Annotated in this window: 20 protein-coding genes; 12 read left to right on the top strand and 8 right to left on the bottom strand. The window is 63.5% G+C overall.

Annotated elements, in window-relative coordinates; genetic code table 11:
• The first annotated feature begins 4 nt into the window (after window positions 1-4).
• The 6 genes from coxB to K226_RS0118205 are packed head-to-tail and all read left to right on the top strand — an operon-like array spanning window position 5 to window position 4,724.
• Window positions 5-1,174, top strand: coding sequence for a cytochrome c oxidase subunit II (gene coxB / locus K226_RS0118230; protein WP_024816161.1), 1,170 nt, complete (start codon window positions 5-7; stop codon window positions 1,172-1,174).
• Between the two features lie 30 nt (window positions 1,175-1,204).
• Window positions 1,205-2,824, top strand: a complete 1,620-nt coding sequence (gene ctaD / locus K226_RS0118225) for a cytochrome c oxidase subunit I (protein WP_024816160.1) — start codon at window positions 1,205-1,207, stop codon at window positions 2,822-2,824.
• A gap of 11 nt (window positions 2,825-2,835) precedes the next feature.
• The gene (locus K226_RS20365; protein WP_208859679.1) at window positions 2,836-2,946 is read left to right on the top strand and encodes a cytochrome oxidase small assembly protein; all 111 of its coding nucleotides are present in this window, start codon (window positions 2,836-2,838) and stop codon (window positions 2,944-2,946) included.
• A 10-nt stretch (window positions 2,947-2,956) separates the two neighbouring features.
• Entirely contained in the window at window positions 2,957-3,574 is a 618-nt protein-coding gene (locus tag K226_RS0118215) for a cytochrome c oxidase assembly protein (protein ID WP_024816159.1), read from the top strand.
• Window positions 3,571-3,789, top strand: a complete 219-nt coding sequence (locus tag K226_RS0118210; protein WP_024816158.1) for a DUF2970 domain-containing protein — start codon at window positions 3,571-3,573, stop codon at window positions 3,787-3,789. The genes K226_RS0118215 and K226_RS0118210 overlap by 4 nt, the downstream gene beginning before the upstream one ends.
• A 53-nt stretch (window positions 3,790-3,842) precedes the next feature.
• Window positions 3,843-4,724 carry a cytochrome c oxidase subunit 3 gene (locus K226_RS0118205; protein WP_024816157.1) on the top strand — a complete coding sequence of 294 codons (882 nt, stop codon included), beginning with the start codon at window positions 3,843-3,845 and terminating at the stop codon, window positions 4,722-4,724.
• Between the two features lie 61 nt (window positions 4,725-4,785).
• Here the strand turns inward: K226_RS0118205 and K226_RS0118200 are convergent, their stop codons facing one another.
• Window positions 4,786-5,007, bottom strand: a complete 222-nt coding sequence (locus tag K226_RS0118200; protein ID WP_024816156.1) for a twin transmembrane helix small protein — start codon at window positions 5,005-5,007, stop codon at window positions 4,786-4,788.
• Window positions 5,008-5,022: 15 nt separating this feature from the next.
• On the opposite strand from K226_RS0118200, the gene K226_RS0118195 reads away from it, so the two are divergent.
• From K226_RS0118195 to K226_RS0118175, 5 genes are read left to right on the top strand one after another with little or no spacing between them, the layout of a single operon-like run.
• Window positions 5,023-5,796 (top strand): SURF1 family protein, encoded by a 774-nt coding sequence (locus tag K226_RS0118195; protein ID WP_024816155.1) that lies wholly within the window; start codon window positions 5,023-5,025, stop codon window positions 5,794-5,796.
• Entirely contained in the window at window positions 5,738-6,481 is a 744-nt protein-coding gene (locus K226_RS0118190; protein ID WP_024816154.1) for a hypothetical protein, read from the top strand. The genes K226_RS0118195 and K226_RS0118190 overlap by 59 nt, the downstream gene beginning before the upstream one ends.
• On the top strand, window positions 6,481-7,662 hold the full coding sequence (locus K226_RS0118185; RefSeq protein WP_035242185.1) for a COX15/CtaA family protein: 1,182 nt from the start codon (window positions 6,481-6,483) through the stop codon (window positions 7,660-7,662). Before K226_RS0118190 ends, K226_RS0118185 begins: the two co-directional genes overlap by 1 nt.
• A complete protein-coding gene (gene cyoE / locus K226_RS0118180; RefSeq protein ID WP_024816152.1) occupies window positions 7,659-8,555 on the top strand; it encodes a heme o synthase in 897 nt (298 codons plus the stop codon). Before K226_RS0118185 ends, cyoE begins: the two co-directional genes overlap by 4 nt.
• 5 nt (window positions 8,556-8,560) lie before the next feature.
• Entirely contained in the window at window positions 8,561-9,172 is a 612-nt protein-coding gene (locus K226_RS0118175) for an SCO family protein (protein WP_202899913.1), read from the top strand.
• A gap of 139 nt (window positions 9,173-9,311) precedes the next feature.
• Here the strand turns inward: K226_RS0118175 and K226_RS0118170 are convergent, their stop codons facing one another.
• The 6 genes from K226_RS0118170 to petA all read right to left on the bottom strand — a co-directional run bounded on the left by K226_RS0118170 (window position 9,312) and on the right by petA (window position 14,692).
• The gene (locus K226_RS0118170; RefSeq protein ID WP_024816150.1) at window positions 9,312-10,307 is read right to left on the bottom strand and encodes a tripartite tricarboxylate transporter substrate binding protein; all 996 of its coding nucleotides are present in this window, start codon (window positions 10,305-10,307) and stop codon (window positions 9,312-9,314) included.
• 139 nt (window positions 10,308-10,446) lie between these two features.
• Window positions 10,447-11,388, bottom strand: a complete 942-nt coding sequence (gene rpoH / locus K226_RS0118165) for an RNA polymerase sigma factor RpoH (protein ID WP_024816149.1) — start codon at window positions 11,386-11,388, stop codon at window positions 10,447-10,449.
• A 257-nt stretch (window positions 11,389-11,645) separates the two neighbouring features.
• Window positions 11,646-12,110 carry a PaaI family thioesterase gene (locus K226_RS0118160; RefSeq protein WP_024816148.1) on the bottom strand — a complete coding sequence of 155 codons (465 nt, stop codon included), beginning with the start codon at window positions 12,108-12,110 and terminating at the stop codon, window positions 11,646-11,648.
• A 60-nt stretch (window positions 12,111-12,170) separates the two neighbouring features.
• Window positions 12,171-12,677 (bottom strand): hypothetical protein, encoded by a 507-nt coding sequence (locus K226_RS0118155; protein WP_024816147.1) that lies wholly within the window; start codon window positions 12,675-12,677, stop codon window positions 12,171-12,173.
• Window positions 12,678-12,765: 88 nt separating this feature from the next.
• A complete protein-coding gene (locus K226_RS0118150; RefSeq protein WP_024816146.1) occupies window positions 12,766-13,902 on the bottom strand; it encodes an NAD(P)/FAD-dependent oxidoreductase in 1,137 nt (378 codons plus the stop codon).
• A gap of 154 nt (window positions 13,903-14,056) precedes the next feature.
• On the bottom strand, window positions 14,057-14,692 hold the full coding sequence (gene petA, locus K226_RS0118140; protein ID WP_024816145.1) for a ubiquinol-cytochrome c reductase iron-sulfur subunit: 636 nt from the start codon (window positions 14,690-14,692) through the stop codon (window positions 14,057-14,059).
• Between the two features lie 219 nt (window positions 14,693-14,911).
• Here petA and K226_RS0118135 point away from each other — a divergent pair, with 219 nt between their 5' ends.
• Window positions 14,912-16,258 carry a sigma-54-dependent Fis family transcriptional regulator gene (locus K226_RS0118135; RefSeq protein ID WP_035242181.1) on the top strand — a complete coding sequence of 449 codons (1,347 nt, stop codon included), beginning with the start codon at window positions 14,912-14,914 and terminating at the stop codon, window positions 16,256-16,258.
• A gap of 150 nt (window positions 16,259-16,408) precedes the next feature.
• Here the strand turns inward: K226_RS0118135 and K226_RS0118130 are convergent, their stop codons facing one another.
• Window positions 16,409-17,299: an alpha/beta hydrolase gene (locus K226_RS0118130; protein WP_155886582.1), complete on the bottom strand. Its 891-nt coding sequence runs from the start codon at window positions 17,297-17,299 to the stop codon at window positions 16,409-16,411.
• Window positions 17,300-17,469: the final 170 nt, after the last annotated feature.

The raw sequence follows: 17,469 nt of genomic DNA, 5'->3' as shown, positions 1-17,469 counted from the left end.
AACTATGAAGAGCATTTCCAACAAGCTGGCGTCTCTGCTGCTGACTGCTGGTGCATGGGTGGGCACCGCGGTCCATGCCGTTCAAGACCTTCCCGGCGGCCCTGCGGTCAATCAGCTCAATCTCCATCCCCCGGTGACAAAAATTGCCGAAGAGCAGCATTTCCTGCACTGGATGATGCTGATCATCTGCACGGTGATCTTCATCGCGGTGTTTGCCGTGATGTTCTATTCGATCTGGAAGCACCGCAAATCCAAAGGCGCCAAATCGGCCAATTTCCACGAGTCGGTGACGGTGGAGGTGGTCTGGACCGTTGTGCCGTTCATCATCGTGATCCTCATGGCCCTGCCAGCCACGAAGGTGCTGGTGGCCCAGAAAGACACCACCAATGCTGACCTGACTATCAAGGCCACCGGTTACCAGTGGAAGTGGGGCTACGACTACATCACGGGCGAAGGCGAGGGTCTGGCCTTCATCTCCACACTCGACAGCAGCCACCGTGCCATGTCCGACAGCGGCAATGTGAGTGAGGCGCCGGCCAACTACCTGCTCAAAGTGGACAACCCGATGGTGGTTCCCGTCAACAAGAAGGTCCGCATCATCACCACCGCCAATGACGTGATCCATGCGTTCATGGTGCCCGCGTTCGGTATCAAGCAGGATGCCATCCCCGGTTTCGTGCGCGACACCTGGTTCCGCGCCGAAAAAATTGGCGACTACTACGGTCAGTGCGCTGAACTGTGCGGCAAGGAACACGCTTACATGCCGATTCATGTGAAGGTGCTGTCGGCCGAGGATTACAGTCAGTGGGTAGCCGACCAGCAAAAGAAGGCCGCAGCCAAGCTGGACGATCCCGCCAAGGTGTGGGCGCTGGACGACATGCTCAAGCGTGGCGAGAAGGTGTATGCCGCCAACTGCGCAGCGTGCCACCAGGCCAGCGGCAAGGGCGCCGGGGCCATCAAGGCCCTCGATGGCTCTGCCATCGTGCTGGATGCCGATCACGCCAAGCAGATCCAGGTATTGCTCAAGGGCGTGAACAACGGTTCCATGCCCGCGTGGGCGCAACTGAGCGATACCGACATCGCTGCAGTGGTCACGTATACCAAGAACAACTGGTCGAACAAGACCGGGCAGCTGGTCCAGCCAGCAGAAATTGTGGCCCAGCGTGGCAAGTAATCACCGCCCCACCGCATTGAGGAATTCAAAATGAGCGCAGTTCTCGACCATCACGGGCACGCACACGACAGCCACGACCACCATGCTCCCACCGGCTGGCGCCGCTGGGTGTACGCCACCAACCACAAGGACATTGGCACGCTGTATCTGCTGTTCTCGTTCACCATGCTGATGATCGGTGGCGTGCTGGCGCTGCTGATTCGCGCCGAGCTGTTTCAGCCCGGCCTGCAACTGGTGAACCCTGAGTTGTTCAACCAGCTCACCACCATGCACGGCCTGATCATGGTGTTCGGGGCCATCATGCCGGCCTTCGTGGGTTTTGCGAACTGGATGATTCCGCTGCAGATCGGCGCATCCGACATGGCTTTTGCGCGCATGAACAATTTCAGCTTCTGGCTGATGATTCCTGCGGCACTGACCCTGGTGTCCTCGTTTTTCATGCCTGGCGGCGCCCCGGCTGCCGGCTGGACGCTGTATGCGCCGCTCACGCTGCAGATGGGCCCCTCGATGGATGCCGGCATCTTTGCCATGCACATCCTGGGTGCCAGCTCCATCATGGGTTCGATCAACATCATCGTGACCATCCTCAACATGCGCGCCCCCGGCATGACGCTGATGAAGATGCCCATGTTTGCCTGGACCTGGCTCATCACCGCCTACCTGCTGATCGCCGTGATGCCCGTGCTGGCTGGCGCCATCACCATGACGCTGACGGACCGCCACTTTGGCACCAGCTTCTTCAACCCCGCCGGTGGCGGTGACCCGGTGATGTACCAGCACATTTTCTGGTTCTTCGGCCACCCCGAGGTGTACATCATGATCTTGCCGGCCTTCGGCATCATCAGCCAGATCGTGCCCGCTTTCTCGCGCAAGAAGCTGTTTGGCTATGCCTCCATGGTCTATGCCACCTCGTCGATTGCCATCCTGTCGTTCATCGTGTGGGCCCACCACATGTTTACCACCGGCATGCCGGTCACCGGCCAGCTGTTCTTCATGTACGCCACCATGCTGATCTCGGTGCCCACGGCCGTGAAGATCTTCAACTGGGTGGCCACCATGTGGCGTGGCTCCATGACTTTTGAAACCCCCATGCTGTTTGCTGTGGGCTTCATTTTCGTGTTCACGATGGGTGGTTTCACCGGCCTGATCCTGGCCATGGCCCCGATCGATATCCAGTTGCAGGACACCTATTACGTGGTGGCGCACTTCCACTACGTGCTGGTGGCGGGTTCGCTGTTCTCCATGTTTGCCGGCGTGTACTACTGGCTCCCCAAGTGGACTGGCGTGATGTATTCGGAAACCCGCGGCCAGATCCATTTCTGGACGTCGTTGATCTTCTTCAACATCACCTTCTTCCCCATGCACTTCCTGGGTCTGGCCGGCATGCCGCGCCGCTACGCCGACTACCCCATGCAATTCGCCGATTTCAACGCGATCGCATCGGTGGGCGGCCTGGGTTTTGGTTTGGCACAGGTGTATTTCTTCCTGGCAGTGATTGTTCCTGCGATGCGTGGCCGTGGTGCCAAGGCACCGCAGAAGCCTTGGGACGGTGCGGAAGGTCTGGAGTGGGAGGTGCCTTCGCCCGCCCCATTCCACACCTTTGAGAACCCACCCAAGCTGGACGCAACGGCTACCCGCGTGATCGGTTGAAGAATATGTCCATGACTCCTGAGCAAAAAAAGAGCAATCTGCGGATGGCGCTGATCCTGGCGTCCGTGGTTGCCGTCTTCTTCGTCGGGTTCATGGTCAAAGTCGTTCTGCTCTCCCGCTGAGCACCGCGCCATGAACATTCGCCGCGAAAACGCCAAGATGGTGGGCAAGCTGGCCGTGATTACGGTGGGCATGTTTGCATTTGGCTACGCGCTGATCCCGATCTACAAGCACATCTGCGAGCTGACTGGTATCAACATCCTGTCGCTCTCGGAGCGACAGGTGCCTGGCAACGGCGTTGCCGGCAAGGATGTGAAGGTGCCCGCGAACACGCAGGTGGACACGAGCCGCACCATCACCGTGGAGTTTGACGCCAATGCGCGGGGGCCCTGGGATTTCAAGCCTGCACAGCGCTCGGTGAAAGTGCATCCCGGTGAGCTGACGACGGTGATGTACGAATTCCAGAACGTGCAAAACCGCCGCATGGCCGCGCAGGCGATTCCCAGCTACGCGCCGCGGCAGGCGGCTGCGCATTTCAACAAGCTCGAGTGCTTTTGCTTTAACCAGTACATCCTGGAGCCGGGCGAGAAGAAACAATGGCCGGTGGCATTCGTGATTGATCCGCGGTTGTCCAAGGATGTCACGACCATCACGCTGTCCTATACATTCTTCGAGGTGGGCGGAAAGACACCGCCCGCACCCGAGTCCACGGCGGCAGCTTCCCTGCACCCCGTGAAGGAGGGGTCGTGAGCCCCGTCAATCCATCCGAACCCGTGGTGCGGCGCAAGGGGTCCCTGTTGCGCACGGTTCGTGCGGTTGCGTGGTCGTTGATCGGCCTGCGCAAAGGCAGCGAATACCAGCAGGACCTGGAAAAGATCAATCCGCTGCACATCATTGTGGTGGGGTTGGTGGCCATCTTTTTGCTGGTGTTGTCGCTGATTGCGGTAGTGAACTGGGTGGTCTGACCGTCGCCGACATTCCCATCCAACAACAAAGATTTTGAGATTCAGGAGCTGAAATGAGTGCATCAACCCACGGTGGAACCCCGTACTACTATGTGCCCGCCGAGTCGCGCCATCCTGTGTTGGCAGCCGCAGGCCTGTTCTTTGTGATTCTGGGCGCGGCCCAGTGGATCAACGGCCATGACTGGGGCAAGTATTCCCTGGCCTTGGGGCTGGTGTGGTGGCTTTTTGTGCTGTACCAGTGGTTCCGTGATGCCGCGCGCGAAAGCGAAGGGGGTCTCTACGGTCACAAGATCGACCTGTCCTACCGCTGGAGCATGAGCTGGTTCATCTTTTCGGAGGTGATGTTCTTCGGCGCTTTTTTCACTGCCCTGTGGTGGGCGCGTGCGCACTCGGTGCCCGCATTGGGCAGCCTCGAAAACGCCATGCTCTGGCCCGACTTCAAGGCCGTGTGGCCCAGCCTCGCGGCAGGTGCAACGGGTTCCCCTGCCGGTATCGTGGAGCCCTTCCAGACCGTTGGTCCCTTCTGGCTGCCTACCATCAACACGGCCCTGCTGCTGACTTCTGGTGTGACGCTGACCATTGCCCACCATGCGCTGCGTGAAAACCACCGCGGCAAGACCATTGGCTTCATGTGGGCCACCGTTCTGCTGGGCTTTGTGTTCCTGTGTGTGCAGGGGTATGAGTATTACCACCTGTACACCGATCTGAACCTCAAGCTCAGCTCGGGCGTGTTCGGTTCCACGTTTTTCATGCTCACGGGGTTTCATGGCTTCCACGTGTTTTTGGGCATGTTGATGCTGTTGGTCATCACCTTGCGCCTGCAAAAGGGCCACTTCACTGCCGACAAGCATTTTGGCTTTGAGGGGGCCGCCTGGTACTGGCACTTTGTGGACGTGGTCTGGCTGGGTCTTTACATTCTTGTGTACTGGATGTAAGCCGGCCCGCAAAGCAAAAAAAGCGCCGCAAGGCGCTTTTTTGTTGAGAGGGCCTGGCGTCTTACCGCGTGGCAGGCAGGCCGGTGGGCTGGATATAACCCAGTTGCCATGCAATCAGAACGCAAATGAACAGGACAATCGAGAGCCCCACCCGCAGTGCCAGCGCCTTGGCCATGTGGTTCCCTTTGGCCTTGTCATCGCGTCCGTTACGCATCATGAAAAAGAGTGCAGAGGCCAGGCTGGCGAGAATGGCGAGAAACGCCACAGCGACAAGATATTTCATGGAGCACATTATCCTGTGACACCTGCTCAAAGTGCCTGGGGCCTGCGGTTCTGGTTGATCACCGTGGCGGCAGTGGCCAGCATCCTCGTTACCGCTTCACTGGGGCGATGGCAGCTGTCGCGTGCCGCGCAAAAGCAAACCCTGCAATCGCTGCTGGACCAGCGCGCCGCCTTGCCGCCGCTCGACAACCGTGCGCTGCGCGGACGGGCACTTGCCGGTGAAGGCACTGCCCAAGACCTGACGCATCGCGCAGTGGTGCTGCAAGGGCGCTGGGTGCCAGAGCACACGGTTTATCTGGACAACCGGCAAATGCAGGGCCGGCCCGGATTTTTTGTGGCCACGCCACTGCAGCTGGAGGGCGGCGACGGGGTGGTGCTGGTTCAGCGCGGCTGGGTGCCCCGCAATTTTCAGGATCGCGAGTCGCTGCCCCCGGTGCAGACGGCGCCGGGCGTGGTGCAGCTTGCCGGGCGCATCGCGCCGCCGCCGTCGCGCCTGTATGAGTTCCAGAGTGCCGATAGTTCGCAGGGGTCTTCCCGCATCCGGCAAAATCTGGATCTTGCCGCGTTTCGCACCGAAACGGGGCTTGCACTGATGGATCTGTCGGTGCTGCAGACCGGGCCCGCCAGCGAGGGCATGCAACGGGAGTGGCCCGTCATCGGCGCCGGCGTCGACAAACACTACGGTTATGCATTTCAATGGTTCGGGCTCAGCAGCCTGATTGCACTTCTCTATGTCTGGTTCCAACTCGTCCGACGCTTACTCCGCCCGCGCCCAAAGTCCCTTGCCTGAGGCGCGCGCTGACCATCCTCTGGGGCTTACGGTGCATAACCTGCCCGAGGCCGGCAACGCCGTGGCCCATGCACAGAACGCCCGCCACGGACGCTGGAAGATGCTTGCGGTGCTGCTGGTCTGCGCAGCCCCGGTCATTGCCTCGTATTTCACGTACTACGTGGTGCGCCCCGACGGCCGTCGCAACTACGGTGAGTTGATACAGCCGCAACGCACTTTGCCCGATCTGGCCACGACCGCGCTCGATGGTGCGCCCGGCAAGCTGCCCGCGCTCAAGGGCCAGTGGTTGCTGGTGAGTGTGGGGGGCGGCGCGTGTGATGCCACGTGCCAGCAGCACCTGTATCTGCAGAGGCAACTGCGGGAAAGCGTGGGCAAAGAGAAAGACCGGGTGGACTGGATCTGGCTGGTGACCGATGCCGCCCCTTTGCCGGCGGATATCTCCCCCGCGCTGCAGCAGGCCACAGTACTGCGGGTCAATGGCCCTGCGCTTGCCCAGTGGCTGGAGCCCGCCCCGGGCCACGCGCTGTCCGAGCACCTTTACGTTGTGGACCCGATGGGCAACTGGATGATGCGATTTCCTGCCCTGATGGATGCATCAGGCGCCGGCAAGGCCAAGCGGGATCTGGAACGCCTGCTGCGCGCCTCGTCTTCATGGGACGACGCCGGACGGCCAGGGCAACCCTGATGGACTCCCAACCGCTTTACGACCTTGCACCGCTGGCGCAAATGATGTTGCTGGGCATCGTGATCGCGCTCGGGCCTGTGGCCTGGGTGGGCTGGCGCCATCGCGGCAGCGCCCGGGGGCACCGTTTGCAGGCGCTGACGGTGCTGACCCTGTTCCTGACTTTTGATCTGGTGCTGTTCGGCGCTTTCACCCGGTTGACGGATTCCGGCCTGGGCTGCCCCGACTGGCCGGGCTGCTACGGCAGCGCCAGCCCGGTGGGCGCGCGCGCAGACATTGCGGCGGCGCAAGAAGCCATGCCCACCGGGCCGGTGACGCACGGCAAGGCCTGGGTGGAGATGATCCACCGTTACCTCGCCACGGGCGTTGGCGTGCTGATCATTGTGCTGACCGTGGCCACCTGGCTGCAATGGCGGCGTGCCCGGGCCGACAGCACGGTGTCGCCGCCCGTGATGAGCCCGTGGTGGCCCACTTTCACCCTGGTCTGGGTCTGCCTGCAGGGCGCGTTTGGCGCACTCACGGTCACCATGAAGCTGTTTCCCGCCATCGTCACGCTGCATTTGATGGGTGGCGTCGTGCTGCTGGCACTGCTGTGCGTGCAGGCCGTGCGCCATACCCAGGCAGTGCGGGGCGTGCAGCCTGCCGTGCTGGCGGCGCCGCTGCGGCTGAGGGTGCTCGTGACGGGCGCGCTGGTGGCGCTGCAGGTTGTGCTGGGAGGCTGGGTCAGCACCAATTACGCGGTGCTGGCCTGCACCACCTTTCCCACCTGTCAGGGCAGCTGGTGGCCCGTGATGGACTTTGCCCAGGGGTTTCAACTCTGGCGGCCGCTTGGGCTGCTGCAGGACGGCAGCCACATCAGCTTTGCCGGCCTGACCGCCATCCACTATGCGCACCGCCTGGTGGCCTATGGGGTGTTGCTGGCGCTGGCATGGCTGGCATGGCGCCTGCACCGCGCCACGGCGCTGCGCTTGCAGGCGCGGTGGCTTGCGGGCCTGGCGCTGCTGCAGCTGGCCACGGGCCTGAGCAACGTGGTGCTGGGTTGGCCCCTGCTCGCTGCGGTTTTGCACACGGGGGGCGCTGCCGCCCTGGTGGTGGTGCTGACCTGGGCGCTATCTTCCAGCCGCGCTGCCCTGGCGCCCCAGGGGTCTTTTGCACCATCCAGCGCACCGAGGGTTTCCGCATGAGTGTTGCTTCCACTTTCCCAGCGCCGTCGCGCTTTTCTCAGTTTTACGCGCTGACCAAGCCCCGCGTGGTGCAGCTCATCGTGTTTTGCGCGCTGATTGGCATGGTGCTGGCCGTGCCAGGCCTGCCCACGCTGGCGCAGCTGGGGCAGATGGCGCTGGCCAGCGCTGGCGTGTGGCTGGTGGCGGGCGCTGCCGCGGCGTTCAACTGCATCGTCGAGCAGGGCATTGATGCCAAGATGAAGCGCACGTCCTGGCGGCCCACTGCCAAGGGCGAGCTGTCCAACACGCAAACGCTGCTGTTCTCGGCCCTGTTGTGTGCGGCCGGCTCGGCCCTGCTGTATGTCTGGGTCAACCCGCTGACGATGTGGCTCACGTTCGCCACTTTTGTGGGCTACGCCGTCGTGTACACCGTCATCCTCAAGCCGCTGACGCCGCAAAACATCGTGATTGGCGGTGCCTCGGGCGCCATGCCCCCCGTGCTGGGCTGGGCCGCCATGACAGGCGACGTGGGCCCCGAGGCGCTGATTTTGTTCCTCATCATCTTCCTGTGGACGCCGCCGCATTTCTGGGCGCTGGCGCTGTACCGGGTGGAGGACTATCGCAAGTCGGGCCTGCCCATGCTGCCGGTCACGCACGGCAACGAGTTCACGCGCCTGCAGGTGTTTTTGTACACGCTGATCCTCTTTGCGGGATGCCTGATGCCGTTCATTTTTGGCATGAGTTCGTGGATCTACCTTGTGGCGGCCGTGCTGCTGAGCGCCGGGTTCTGCGGCTACGGCTTTGCGTTGTGGCGTAATTACTCCGACGCCCTGGCGCGCAAGACCTTTCGTTTTTCTCTCATCCACCTGAGCGTGCTGTTTGCCGCACTGCTGGTGGACCACTATGCGATGTGAACACGATGCACAAAAGAAACGCTCTTAAATTAATAGCTGTTGGCGCTTTATCCATCAGCGCTGCAGGCATATTAGGCGCTTGTTCTGACAAAAAGACCGAATTTCGCGGTGTGGACATCACGGGGGCCGACTACGCCCGCGATATTCCACTGACCGACCACAACGGCCAAAAGCGCAGCCTGCAGGACTTCCGCGGCAAAGTGGTGGTGGTGTTTTTTGGTTATACCCAATGCCCCGATGTCTGCCCCACCTCCATGCAGGAGCTGGTCGAGGTCAAACAGATGCTGGGCAAGGACGGCGACCGCCTGCAGGGCATTTTCGTCACCGTCGACCCCGAGCGCGACAAGCCCGAGATGCTCAAGGCCTACATGGCCAATTTCGACCCCAGCTTTTTGGCGCTGTCAGGCACCCCCGAGCAGACCGCCGCTGTGGCCAAGGACTTCAAGATCTACTACAAGAAGGTCGATGGCAAAACCCCCACCAGCTACACCATGGACCACTCTGCGGGCAGTTACGTGTATGACACGGCAGGCCGCCTGCGTGTTTACAACCGTTACGGCAGCGGCGCGCGAGCCCTGGGGGCCGATGTGCGGGCGCTGCTGCAAGAGGCAGGCTGACGCGCGCAGCGCGCGCCGGCGTTAGCCCCGGTCGCGCATCGCATTGGGCTGTCCAGCGCGACGGTGAAGGCCAAGCGCTGGCGCTACCCCTGTACGACCAGCGAAGCCGCCATCGCGCACGCTGGATGGGGCAGCCGGGTCATTCGGCCTTGATCCCTTGCGAGGTGATCACCGCGCCGAGTGCGCGCGTATCCGTCTGGATGCGGTTGGCCAGACCTTCGGCGGTGGTGCCCTTGACCTGCCAACCCTGCTGAAACAGCTTGGCGCGCACTTCCGGGCTGCGGGCGATTTCGCTGAACAGCGCCGACAGGCGCGCCGCCACTGGTTGGGGCAGAGACCGGGGGGCCGCCACCGCATTCCAGATTTCGAGGTTGAAGTCTTTCACGCCCGCTTCGGCCAGGCTGGGGTATTCGGGCACCAGGGTGCTGCGTCCACTGGATGTGACGCCGATCACGCGCAGCTTGCCCGCGCGCGCCTGCGCGGCGGCCATGGCCGGAGGAAGCAGCGAGAGCTGGATCTGGCCGCCAATGATGGCGTTGATGACCTGCGGATTGCCCGGATAAGGCACATGCACCGGGTTGATGCCTGCCTTGTTTTTGAGCAGCTCCATGCCGATATGTGCCACCGTGCCCACGCCCGGCGTGCCGTAGTTCCAGCGGTCGCCGCTGGCGCGTGCCGCCGCAAAAAACTCTTGCGCGGTTGCCCCCGGCGCGTTGGCCGGTGCGGCCAGGGCCAGCGGGGCCGTGGCGATCAGGCTGATGGGAGTCAGGTCCTTGAGCGGGTCGTAGTTGATTCTGGGGTTGATGAGCCTGGCAATCGTCAGGTTGCCATTGATCATGATGCCCAGGGTGTGATCGTCTGTGGCTTTGGCCACGGCGTCCGCTGCGATGTTGCCGCCTGCGCCCACCTTGTTTTCCACAATCACCGGCTGCCCCAGGGCTTTGGCCAGCGGTTCGGCCAGCGTGCGCGCCACCAGATCGGGCGACGACCCGCCCGGAAAGCCCACCACCAGCTTCACGGGCTTGCTGGGCCAGCCGGGTGTGGCCGCGGCCGTGGTGGATTGTGCAAGTGCGGGGCTGAAAGTGGCGGCAAGGGCCAGAGCCAGCGCAGCGCGACGCAGGGGGGATGGGGTCATCAGTAAATCCTCCGGTCATGGACGGGTGCGAGGGCGGTTTTTGCCGGCACCCAAAAAAAACGCGCAACCAGGGTTGCGCGTTGAATTATCCCTGCTGCCCACACCCGTGCTTGCGGGTGCGTCAGCAGACCGGCACTGCTCAGGCGTATGCCGCCAGCGCGGTTTTCATCTTCTTCATGGCGGCTACCTCGATCTGGCGAATGCGCTCGGCGCTTACGCCATAGACGGCAGCCAGGTCGTGCAGCGTCATGCCGCCAGAGCCATCGTCGTTGACCTTGAGCCAGCGCTCTTCCACGATGCGGCGGCTGCGGTCGTCCAGGCTGGCCAGTGCGGTGGCAATGCCATCGGTGGCGAGTTCATCGCGCTGGCGCGACTCGATCATCGCGGTGGGCTCGTGCGAAGCGTCGGCCAGATAGGCAATGGGGCCAAAAGCCTGCTCGCCGTCATCGGACGGAGCCGGGTCGAGCAGCACATCGCCGCCCGACATGCGGGTTTCCATCTCGATGACTTCTTCGCGCTTCACATTGAGCTGTGCTGCCACGGAGTCGATTTCGTGGTCGGACAGGGTGTCGCGGTGCGTGGCGGCATCGGCTGCTGCCGCATCGGCCTTGAAACCCTGCTTCATGGACCGCAGATTGAAGAACAGCTTGCGCTGCGCCTTGGTGGTAGCCACCTTCACCATGCGCCAGTTCTTCAGGATGTATTCGTGGATCTCGGCCTTGATCCAGTGCATGGCGTAGCTCACCAGGCGCACGCCCTGCTCGGGGTCAAAGCGCTTGACGGCCTTCATCAGGCCCACGTTGCCTTCCTGGATCAGGTCGCCGTGCGGCAGGCCGTAGCCAAGGTACTGGCGCGCAATCGACACCACAAGGCGCAGGTGCGACATCACCAGACGGCCTGCGGCGTCCACATCGTTGTGGTCCCGCAGCTGGCGGGCATAGGTTTGCTCTTCCTCGTGGGTGAGCAGGGGCAGGCGGTTGACAGCCGAAATGTAGGCGTCCAGATTGCCCAAAGGCGGCACCAGCGCCCATGGGTTGGCGGGCGCCAAAGTCGTCGCTGCGGTTCCAGATTGAAGTTTCATTCCGGGAGTCCTTTCCTCTAAGCTTTTATGTTAGCACTCTCTTTGACGGAGTGCTAAGGCCGGAGTTCCCGTGTGGTTGGGAAAGAGGTCATCCTGGCACAACATTTGCTTTTTCTCGTTGCAGGCTTTGGTATTTTCTCACCGGAGTCGGGCTTTCGGTACACCCCAACATGGGCTTAACCCATTGATTTGTAATGAAGTTATTCCAATCGGGTGGAGTCCGTCCAGCGCCGCCCGGCAGGGCGGCGCTGGTGTTTTCAGGCCTGCCCGAAACTGTCGGGCATTTGCACCGCCACCACGCTGCCGCGTGCGGTGATCACGCCCGCCACCATGACCGTGGTTTCCACCACGACCTTGCGGCCTTTGATTTCCTTCACGCGGCCGCGAATCTCCAGCGTTGCGTCCAGCGGCGTGGGTTTGAGAAAGTCCACATGCAGGGAGCCGGTGACGAAGCGAAACGGTGGCAGCGTGCCCATTTCACGGCCTTCGCTGCGGTACATGGCGGCGGCAGCCGTGCCGGTGCTGTGGCAGTCGATCAGCGAAGCAATCAACCCGCCATAGGCGTAGCCAGGTATCGAGGTGTGAAACGGCTCGGGCTTGAAACGGGTCACGGTTTCTTCGCCCTCCCAGAAAGTCTTTATCTGGTGGCCGTGGTGGTTGTTGCTGCCACAGCCGTAGCAATGCGACACGTTTTCGGGGTAGTAGTCTTGAAACGCTTTCATGGGTGGGTTCCGGGGTTGGGTCAGCAGGCAGAACGGGGGGAAACTCAAGCCTTCAGGCCGTCACGGCGCCAGGCCCAGGGCTGTGCGCAGTTGGGCTTCGGTGCTGGCGTGGCTCACCGTGCTCACGCGGCCGTCTTGCAGCGCGATCAGCGTCACCGCGCCGTCTTGGCGGGGCCAGTTTTTTAGCAGCGCCTCGTCCAGTACCACGCCCAACACAAACGGCATTTCACGCAGCGCGGGCAAGGCAAAGGTGCGGGTCACAAAGCCGGGCATGCGGCTCATGTCTGCCAGGTAGACGGCCTGGCGCGTGGCCAAAAACCCTGCCGGCTGGTCCGCCAGCACGGTCTGCACCAGGTTGGAGGCCTTGCGGCCTGCGGCAAACAGCACCAGCTTCGTGTCGGCGCTCACTTTCCACGCCTGGTCGTGCTGGTCTTTCAGTGTCAGCTCGGGCAGTGCTTGGCCTGGTTGCAGTGGTGGGCTGGCCAGTGCCAGTGCGGGCCAGCTCAGCAGCGCGGCCAGCAGCAGTGCGGTGTGGTTCGGGCAGAGCCGGATCTTTGTGACGGGCATGGGGGTGTCCTGGTCGGGGTTCAGGTGGCGCGGCGGTGGTGGCTGCGTGCACTGCCACCGGCGCCGGTGTTGCTGTGACGGCGGGTGTTCATCGGTATTTCCTCAGGTAGACGCCCTCAAAGAAGCGCTTGGCCCAGTGAAACAGGCGGGATGAGGGCAGGATGATCTGGCGTCGGGTGTTGCGAAACACCAGGGTGCCGTGATCGATGGCATCGACGATGCAAATGAGCTCCACCTTGAAGGTGGCTGTGGGCGTTTCGCCGCGCAGGCCTTTGAGCAGGTTGTCGGCCGCTGCGGCCGCCTGCAGGTCGGCCATGTGGGCTTGCTTGGGCATCCAGTCGGGGCCGGGAAAGCTGCCCGAATCTCCCACCACATACACATGTTGCGTGCCTTGCACGCGGCATTGCGCGTCGGCTTGGAGCAGACCACCGGCGGAGCGGGCCAGCGGCGTCTGGTCAAACCAGGCGTTGCCGGTCATTCCGGGCATGAACAGGATCAGATCGGCCGGAAACGAGCCGCCCTCGGTGACCACGCGGTCGGGCTCAAAGCGCACCAGCTTGTGGCCAAGGCGGGTGCTGATGCCGCGGCGTGTCATCTCGGCCAGCAGGTGCTGAACCGCCTTCGGTCCGAGGCGGCTGCCCGGCTCGGTGGAGGGGTTGAAGAACACGATGTTGAACTTGTTGCGTCGGCCCTCGCGCCTGAGCTGCTCATCAATGCCGAACAGAAACTCGAACATCGGTCCCCCGCGCACGGCACTGGGCTCGTTGGGGTTGCCGGCAAAGCCCACGGCAATGGTGCCGCCGGTCATGGTACGCAGGCGGTCACGGATACGCTCGGCCGCCGCAATGCCTTCGCAAGGCGTGATGGCGTGTTCAATGCCCGGCAATTTTTTGATGAAGCGCCCACCGCTGGCAATCACCAGTGCGTCGTTGCGCAGCTCGCCAGCCGTGGTGAGCACCACCCGGCCACCGTCTCGAAGACCGGTGACCTCGGCAGCGATGTGGTTCACCTTCATGCGCGAAAAAAAGTTGGACAGCGGAACCACCAGCTGCTTGCGGGTGCGCAGCCCCGACGGAATCCAGATGATGCCCGGCAGGTAGTGCAGTTCGGCGCGTGGTGCCACCAGGGTGATGTGCGTATCGGGGTCGCGTTGGCGAATTTCCCGCACGGTGGACAGGGCGCCAAAGCCGGCGCCAATGACGGTGATGTGAGCGGCAGGTTGCATGGAGTCAGGTTCCTCACGCGGCGAAGGGAGTGGTGGGGCGCAAGTCCGCTGCGCCAGCGCGCAACGTCTGCTTGTCGCCCTTGCTGTCGTGGTGGGTGCGCAGCGGCAGTCCGTGTTTGCTCAGCATAGCCTGCCGCACGGACTGGCCGCGCTCCTAGCCAGCTGCATCGTCGTCCTCGCCAATCAGCAAGGTGTTGTCGGCCAGGTATTTGTGGGGAGGCACCAGTAGGTTGATGGGGGCAGGCTTGTTGTTGAACACGCGCCCCGCGAAGTCGAAGGTGGAGCCGTGGCAGGGGCAAAAAAAGCCGCCCTTCCAGTCGGCGGGCACGCTGGGATTGGCGGTGCCTTCGTTCAGGGTGACGGGGGAGCAGCCCAGGTGGGTGCAAATGCCCACGGTCACCAGCACCTCGGGCTTGATGGAGCGATGGGTGTTGGTGGCGTAAGAGGGTTGCTGTTTTTTTTGTGAATCGGGGTCTGCCAGGTCGGTCATGCCGTCGAGCTGGGCCAGCATCTCGGGCGTGCGGCGCATGACCCAGATCGGCTGGCCACGCCATTCGACGACCTTGACCTCACCGGGCTGGATGTCGCCAATTTCCACCTGCACGCTGGCGCCCTGTGCCTTGGCCCGCTCGCTGGGGGCAAAGCTGGCCACCAACGGCACTGTCACTGCTGCAGTTGCCGCGCAGCCCATGGCCGTGGTGGCCAACAGCCACTGGCGGCGCTCGGCGTCATGGCGCCCCGTGTCGGGGTTCGATGCGGGGAAAGCGGGTGCGGTGAACGGGTGTGTCATGGAATCCTCCAGTTGAAGCGAGGCAGGTCGCAAAGTACCCACTGCCCTTCACCATCCAAGAAACATGCCACCCCTCTGCGCAGAAAAAACGCTTTGAAATCAACGATGAACGATGGAGCCGCCGCACCAGACGACTGCCAAATGGGGCGCTCTATGTCAAAAGTGGCAGACTGTGGCAGCCAGGGCCTACACTGACGGACCACGTCCATCCGAGTTTCCATGAAGCCATTGCCCGAGCTGACCGACTTTCTTGAAGGCCTCAGTGAGCCGCACATCCTGTTTGATGCGCAATACCGCATCGTGATGGCCAACGCCGCCTACCGCCGCGCTTTCAGCCCCCAGCGCAGTGTGATCGGCCGTACCTGCTACGAGGTGTCGCACCATTTCCAGGTGCCTTGCGACCAGGCGGGTGAGTCGTGCCCGCTGGCCCAGGCCCGTGCTTCAGGCCAGCGCGAGCGCGTGCTGCATCTGCATCACACGCCCAAGGGTGAGGAATACGTCAACATCGAGCTCACCCCGCTGCGTGATGCATCGGGGGAGCACGCCTTTTTTGTGGAAAAAATGGCGTCCCTGAAAGTGGCCCATGGCCTTTCTGTGGCGCAGGGCCTGATCGGGCGCAGCGCGGTGTTCCAGCACATGCTGGCGCTCGTAGCCCGCGTGGCGCCGTCCTTGGCCACGGTGCTGTTGTTGGGCGAGTCTGGCACGGGCAAGGAACTGGTGGCGCAGGCAGTGCACGATGCCAGTCCCCGCGCCACCAAACCCCTGGTGGTGGTGGACTGCTCCAGCTTGCCAGAGACGCTGTTTGAGTCGGAGCTTTTTGGCCACGAGCGCGGTGCCTTCACGGGCGCCAACACCTGCAAGGCGGGGCTGGTGGAGGCCGCCAGCGGCGGAACCTTGTTTCTGGACGAGGTGGGCGACATTCCCTTGCCCATGCAGGTGAAGCTGCTGCGCTTGCTGGAGTCGGGCACCTACCGCCGCGTGGGCAGCACCGAGCTGCGCCATGCCGACATTCGCGTGGTGTCGGCCACACACCGCGATCTGGACCGCATGGTGGCCGAGGGGCGTTTCCGTGAAGACCTCTACCACCGGCTGAGCACGTTTCCCATCGCGCTGCCGCCGCTGCGCGAACGGCGCGAGGACATCGCGCTGCTCACCCAAGCGTTGCTGGCCCGTGTGGCCCCGCAACGCTCGTTGAGCGTTGCGCCAAAAGCCTTGGCCTTGCTGGCCGAGCAGCCTTTCCCGGGCAATGTGCGCGAGCTGCGCAACCTGCTGGAGCGCACCACGCTGATGTGCGACGGCGACCGCATCGAGGTCGAACACGTGGCCCAGGCGCTGAATTCCGGGCGGCGCAGCACCTGGCAGGTGCCCACCCCATACGCGCCGGCCACCACCACGCAGGTCGGTCGCGGCGCACCGGTGGTGTCGGCGGCATCGTTGCGTGAACTGGAGTTGTCGGCGCTGCGCGAGCGGGTGGCCATGCACACCGGCAGCCGCGCCGAGCTGGCGGCGGCGCTGGGCATCAGCGAGCGCTCGCTTTACCGCAAGCTCAAAACGCTCGGCGTGTAAACCTGCAAACGGGGCCTGTAGCCTGTGGCCTCTGGGCCGGTGTCTGGGGCATTGCCCGGGGGATGGCTTTGCTGTCAGCCAGGTCTGCGCAGTTGGTGGCCAGGGCGCTGATCTTGCCGCGCGTGGGCTGCTTCGCGAAGGCGCTCATGCCTATGGCTGCGGCCTTGGTGCGCACGCTGGCGGGGCGGCTGGAACATTCCGGTCCAGCCAGTCGCTCACCTGGGCGTACAGCGCATCTTCCTCATCGAAACCATCGTGCCGCCCCGCCCGCACCAGCAGGCTGGCGTGCGGGGCGCTGGCTTGCAGGCGCTGGGCGCATTCCAGCGGAACCACCGTGTCGTCCTGGCCGTGAACCAGCAGCACCGGGGCCTGGATGTGCGCGATGCGCGACACGGGGGCGATGTCGTCAAACCGCTGGCCAATCACCCGTTCGATATAGCGGTTGACCAGCCAGCCCAGCGGCCAGAACGGAATGCGGTATTCGGCCAGCCAGCGGCGCATCACCTGCTCGGGGTGCGCAAAGGCTGAGACGCTGACGATGGCCGCCACGTCGCTGCGCTGCGAGCCGGCCAGCAACGCGGCGGCAGCGCCCAGCGAATGCCCCATCAGGACCACCGGTTGCGCGGGTTCGCCGAGCTGGCCTGGCAGCCAGTCCAGGCAGGCGTGCAGGTCTTCGGCAAACCGGGGCAGCGAGCTGTGCCCGTCGGGGTCGCTGCGGCCGTGGTTGCGTGCATCGGGCAGCAGCACCGACCAGCCCCGGCGGTGCAAGGCCAGCGCCGCAGGGCGCAACTGGCTGCCGTTGCCGCCCCAGCCGTGCTGCAAGATCACCACGCCGCGCCCGGCGGGGCCGGGCAACCACTGCGCGGCCAGGTGTTTGCCGTTGGCGGTGGGCACCGAAACCCATTGCAGGCCGGTCAGCGGAGCGACCGCGCCGGGGTGTTCAAGCCGGGGCGGTGCCAGTTCGCGCCGCAACCAGCGCAGGCCCAGCCAGCCCAGCCCCCAAGCGGCGGGGGGCACCAAAAGCGCGGCCCAGGCGTTCATGCGGTTTGTGGCTCGCTGCGAGGGCTGTGTGCGTGCGCTGCGGGGCGGTGTGGGTCCATGGTCATGGGCACCATTGTGGCCGACCACCCAGGCCCCTGGCGGTCTGCCGAAATGGACCTTGCGCCCTGCGGTTCCGGGGTAGCAAGAATTATGATAAAAAGTGGCTCTAG

The organism is Acidovorax sp. JHL-3 (assembly GCF_000526295.1).
In the GTDB taxonomy this organism is placed as follows: domain Bacteria; phylum Pseudomonadota; class Gammaproteobacteria; order Burkholderiales; family Burkholderiaceae_C; genus Acidovorax; species Acidovorax defluvii.
The sequence above is the reverse complement of the archived record's forward strand: the minus strand, read 5'-3'. Positions and strand labels throughout refer to the sequence as shown.

What these genes read in the sequence shown, in the direction of transcription:
- coxB (WP_024816161.1), top strand. Translation starts at nt 5, where the DNA reads ATGAAGAGCATTTCCAACAAGCTGGCGTCTCTGCTGCTGACTGCTGGT.
- ctaD (WP_024816160.1), top strand. Translation starts at nt 1,205, where the DNA reads ATGAGCGCAGTTCTCGACCATCACGGGCACGCACACGACAGCCACGAC.
- K226_RS20365 (WP_208859679.1), top strand. Translation starts at nt 2,836, where the DNA reads ATGACTCCTGAGCAAAAAAAGAGCAATCTGCGGATGGCGCTGATCCTG.
- K226_RS0118215 (WP_024816159.1), top strand. Translation starts at nt 2,957, where the DNA reads ATGAACATTCGCCGCGAAAACGCCAAGATGGTGGGCAAGCTGGCCGTG.
- K226_RS0118205 (WP_024816157.1), top strand. Translation starts at nt 3,843, where the DNA reads ATGAGTGCATCAACCCACGGTGGAACCCCGTACTACTATGTGCCCGCC.
- K226_RS0118200 (WP_024816156.1), bottom strand. Translation starts at nt 5,007, where the DNA reads ATGAAATATCTTGTCGCTGTGGCGTTTCTCGCCATTCTCGCCAGCCTG.
- K226_RS0118190 (WP_024816154.1), top strand. Translation starts at nt 5,738, where the DNA reads ATGTCTGGTTCCAACTCGTCCGACGCTTACTCCGCCCGCGCCCAAAGT.
- K226_RS0118185 (WP_035242185.1), top strand. Translation starts at nt 6,481, where the DNA reads ATGGACTCCCAACCGCTTTACGACCTTGCACCGCTGGCGCAAATGATG.
- cyoE (WP_024816152.1), top strand. Translation starts at nt 7,659, where the DNA reads ATGAGTGTTGCTTCCACTTTCCCAGCGCCGTCGCGCTTTTCTCAGTTT.
- K226_RS0118175 (WP_202899913.1), top strand. Translation starts at nt 8,561, where the DNA reads ATGCACAAAAGAAACGCTCTTAAATTAATAGCTGTTGGCGCTTTATCC.
- K226_RS0118170 (WP_024816150.1), bottom strand. Translation starts at nt 10,307, where the DNA reads ATGACCCCATCCCCCCTGCGTCGCGCTGCGCTGGCTCTGGCCCTTGCC.
- rpoH (WP_024816149.1), bottom strand. Translation starts at nt 11,388, where the DNA reads ATGAAACTTCAATCTGGAACCGCAGCGACGACTTTGGCGCCCGCCAAC.
- K226_RS0118160 (WP_024816148.1), bottom strand. Translation starts at nt 12,110, where the DNA reads ATGAAAGCGTTTCAAGACTACTACCCCGAAAACGTGTCGCATTGCTAC.
- K226_RS0118155 (WP_024816147.1), bottom strand. Translation starts at nt 12,677, where the DNA reads ATGCCCGTCACAAAGATCCGGCTCTGCCCGAACCACACCGCACTGCTG.
- K226_RS0118150 (WP_024816146.1), bottom strand. Translation starts at nt 13,902, where the DNA reads ATGCAACCTGCCGCTCACATCACCGTCATTGGCGCCGGCTTTGGCGCC.
- petA (WP_024816145.1), bottom strand. Translation starts at nt 14,692, where the DNA reads ATGACACACCCGTTCACCGCACCCGCTTTCCCCGCATCGAACCCCGAC.
- K226_RS0118135 (WP_035242181.1), top strand. Translation starts at nt 14,912, where the DNA reads ATGAAGCCATTGCCCGAGCTGACCGACTTTCTTGAAGGCCTCAGTGAG.
- K226_RS0118130 (WP_155886582.1), bottom strand. Translation starts at nt 17,299, where the DNA reads ATGAACGCCTGGGCCGCGCTTTTGGTGCCCCCCGCCGCTTGGGGGCTG.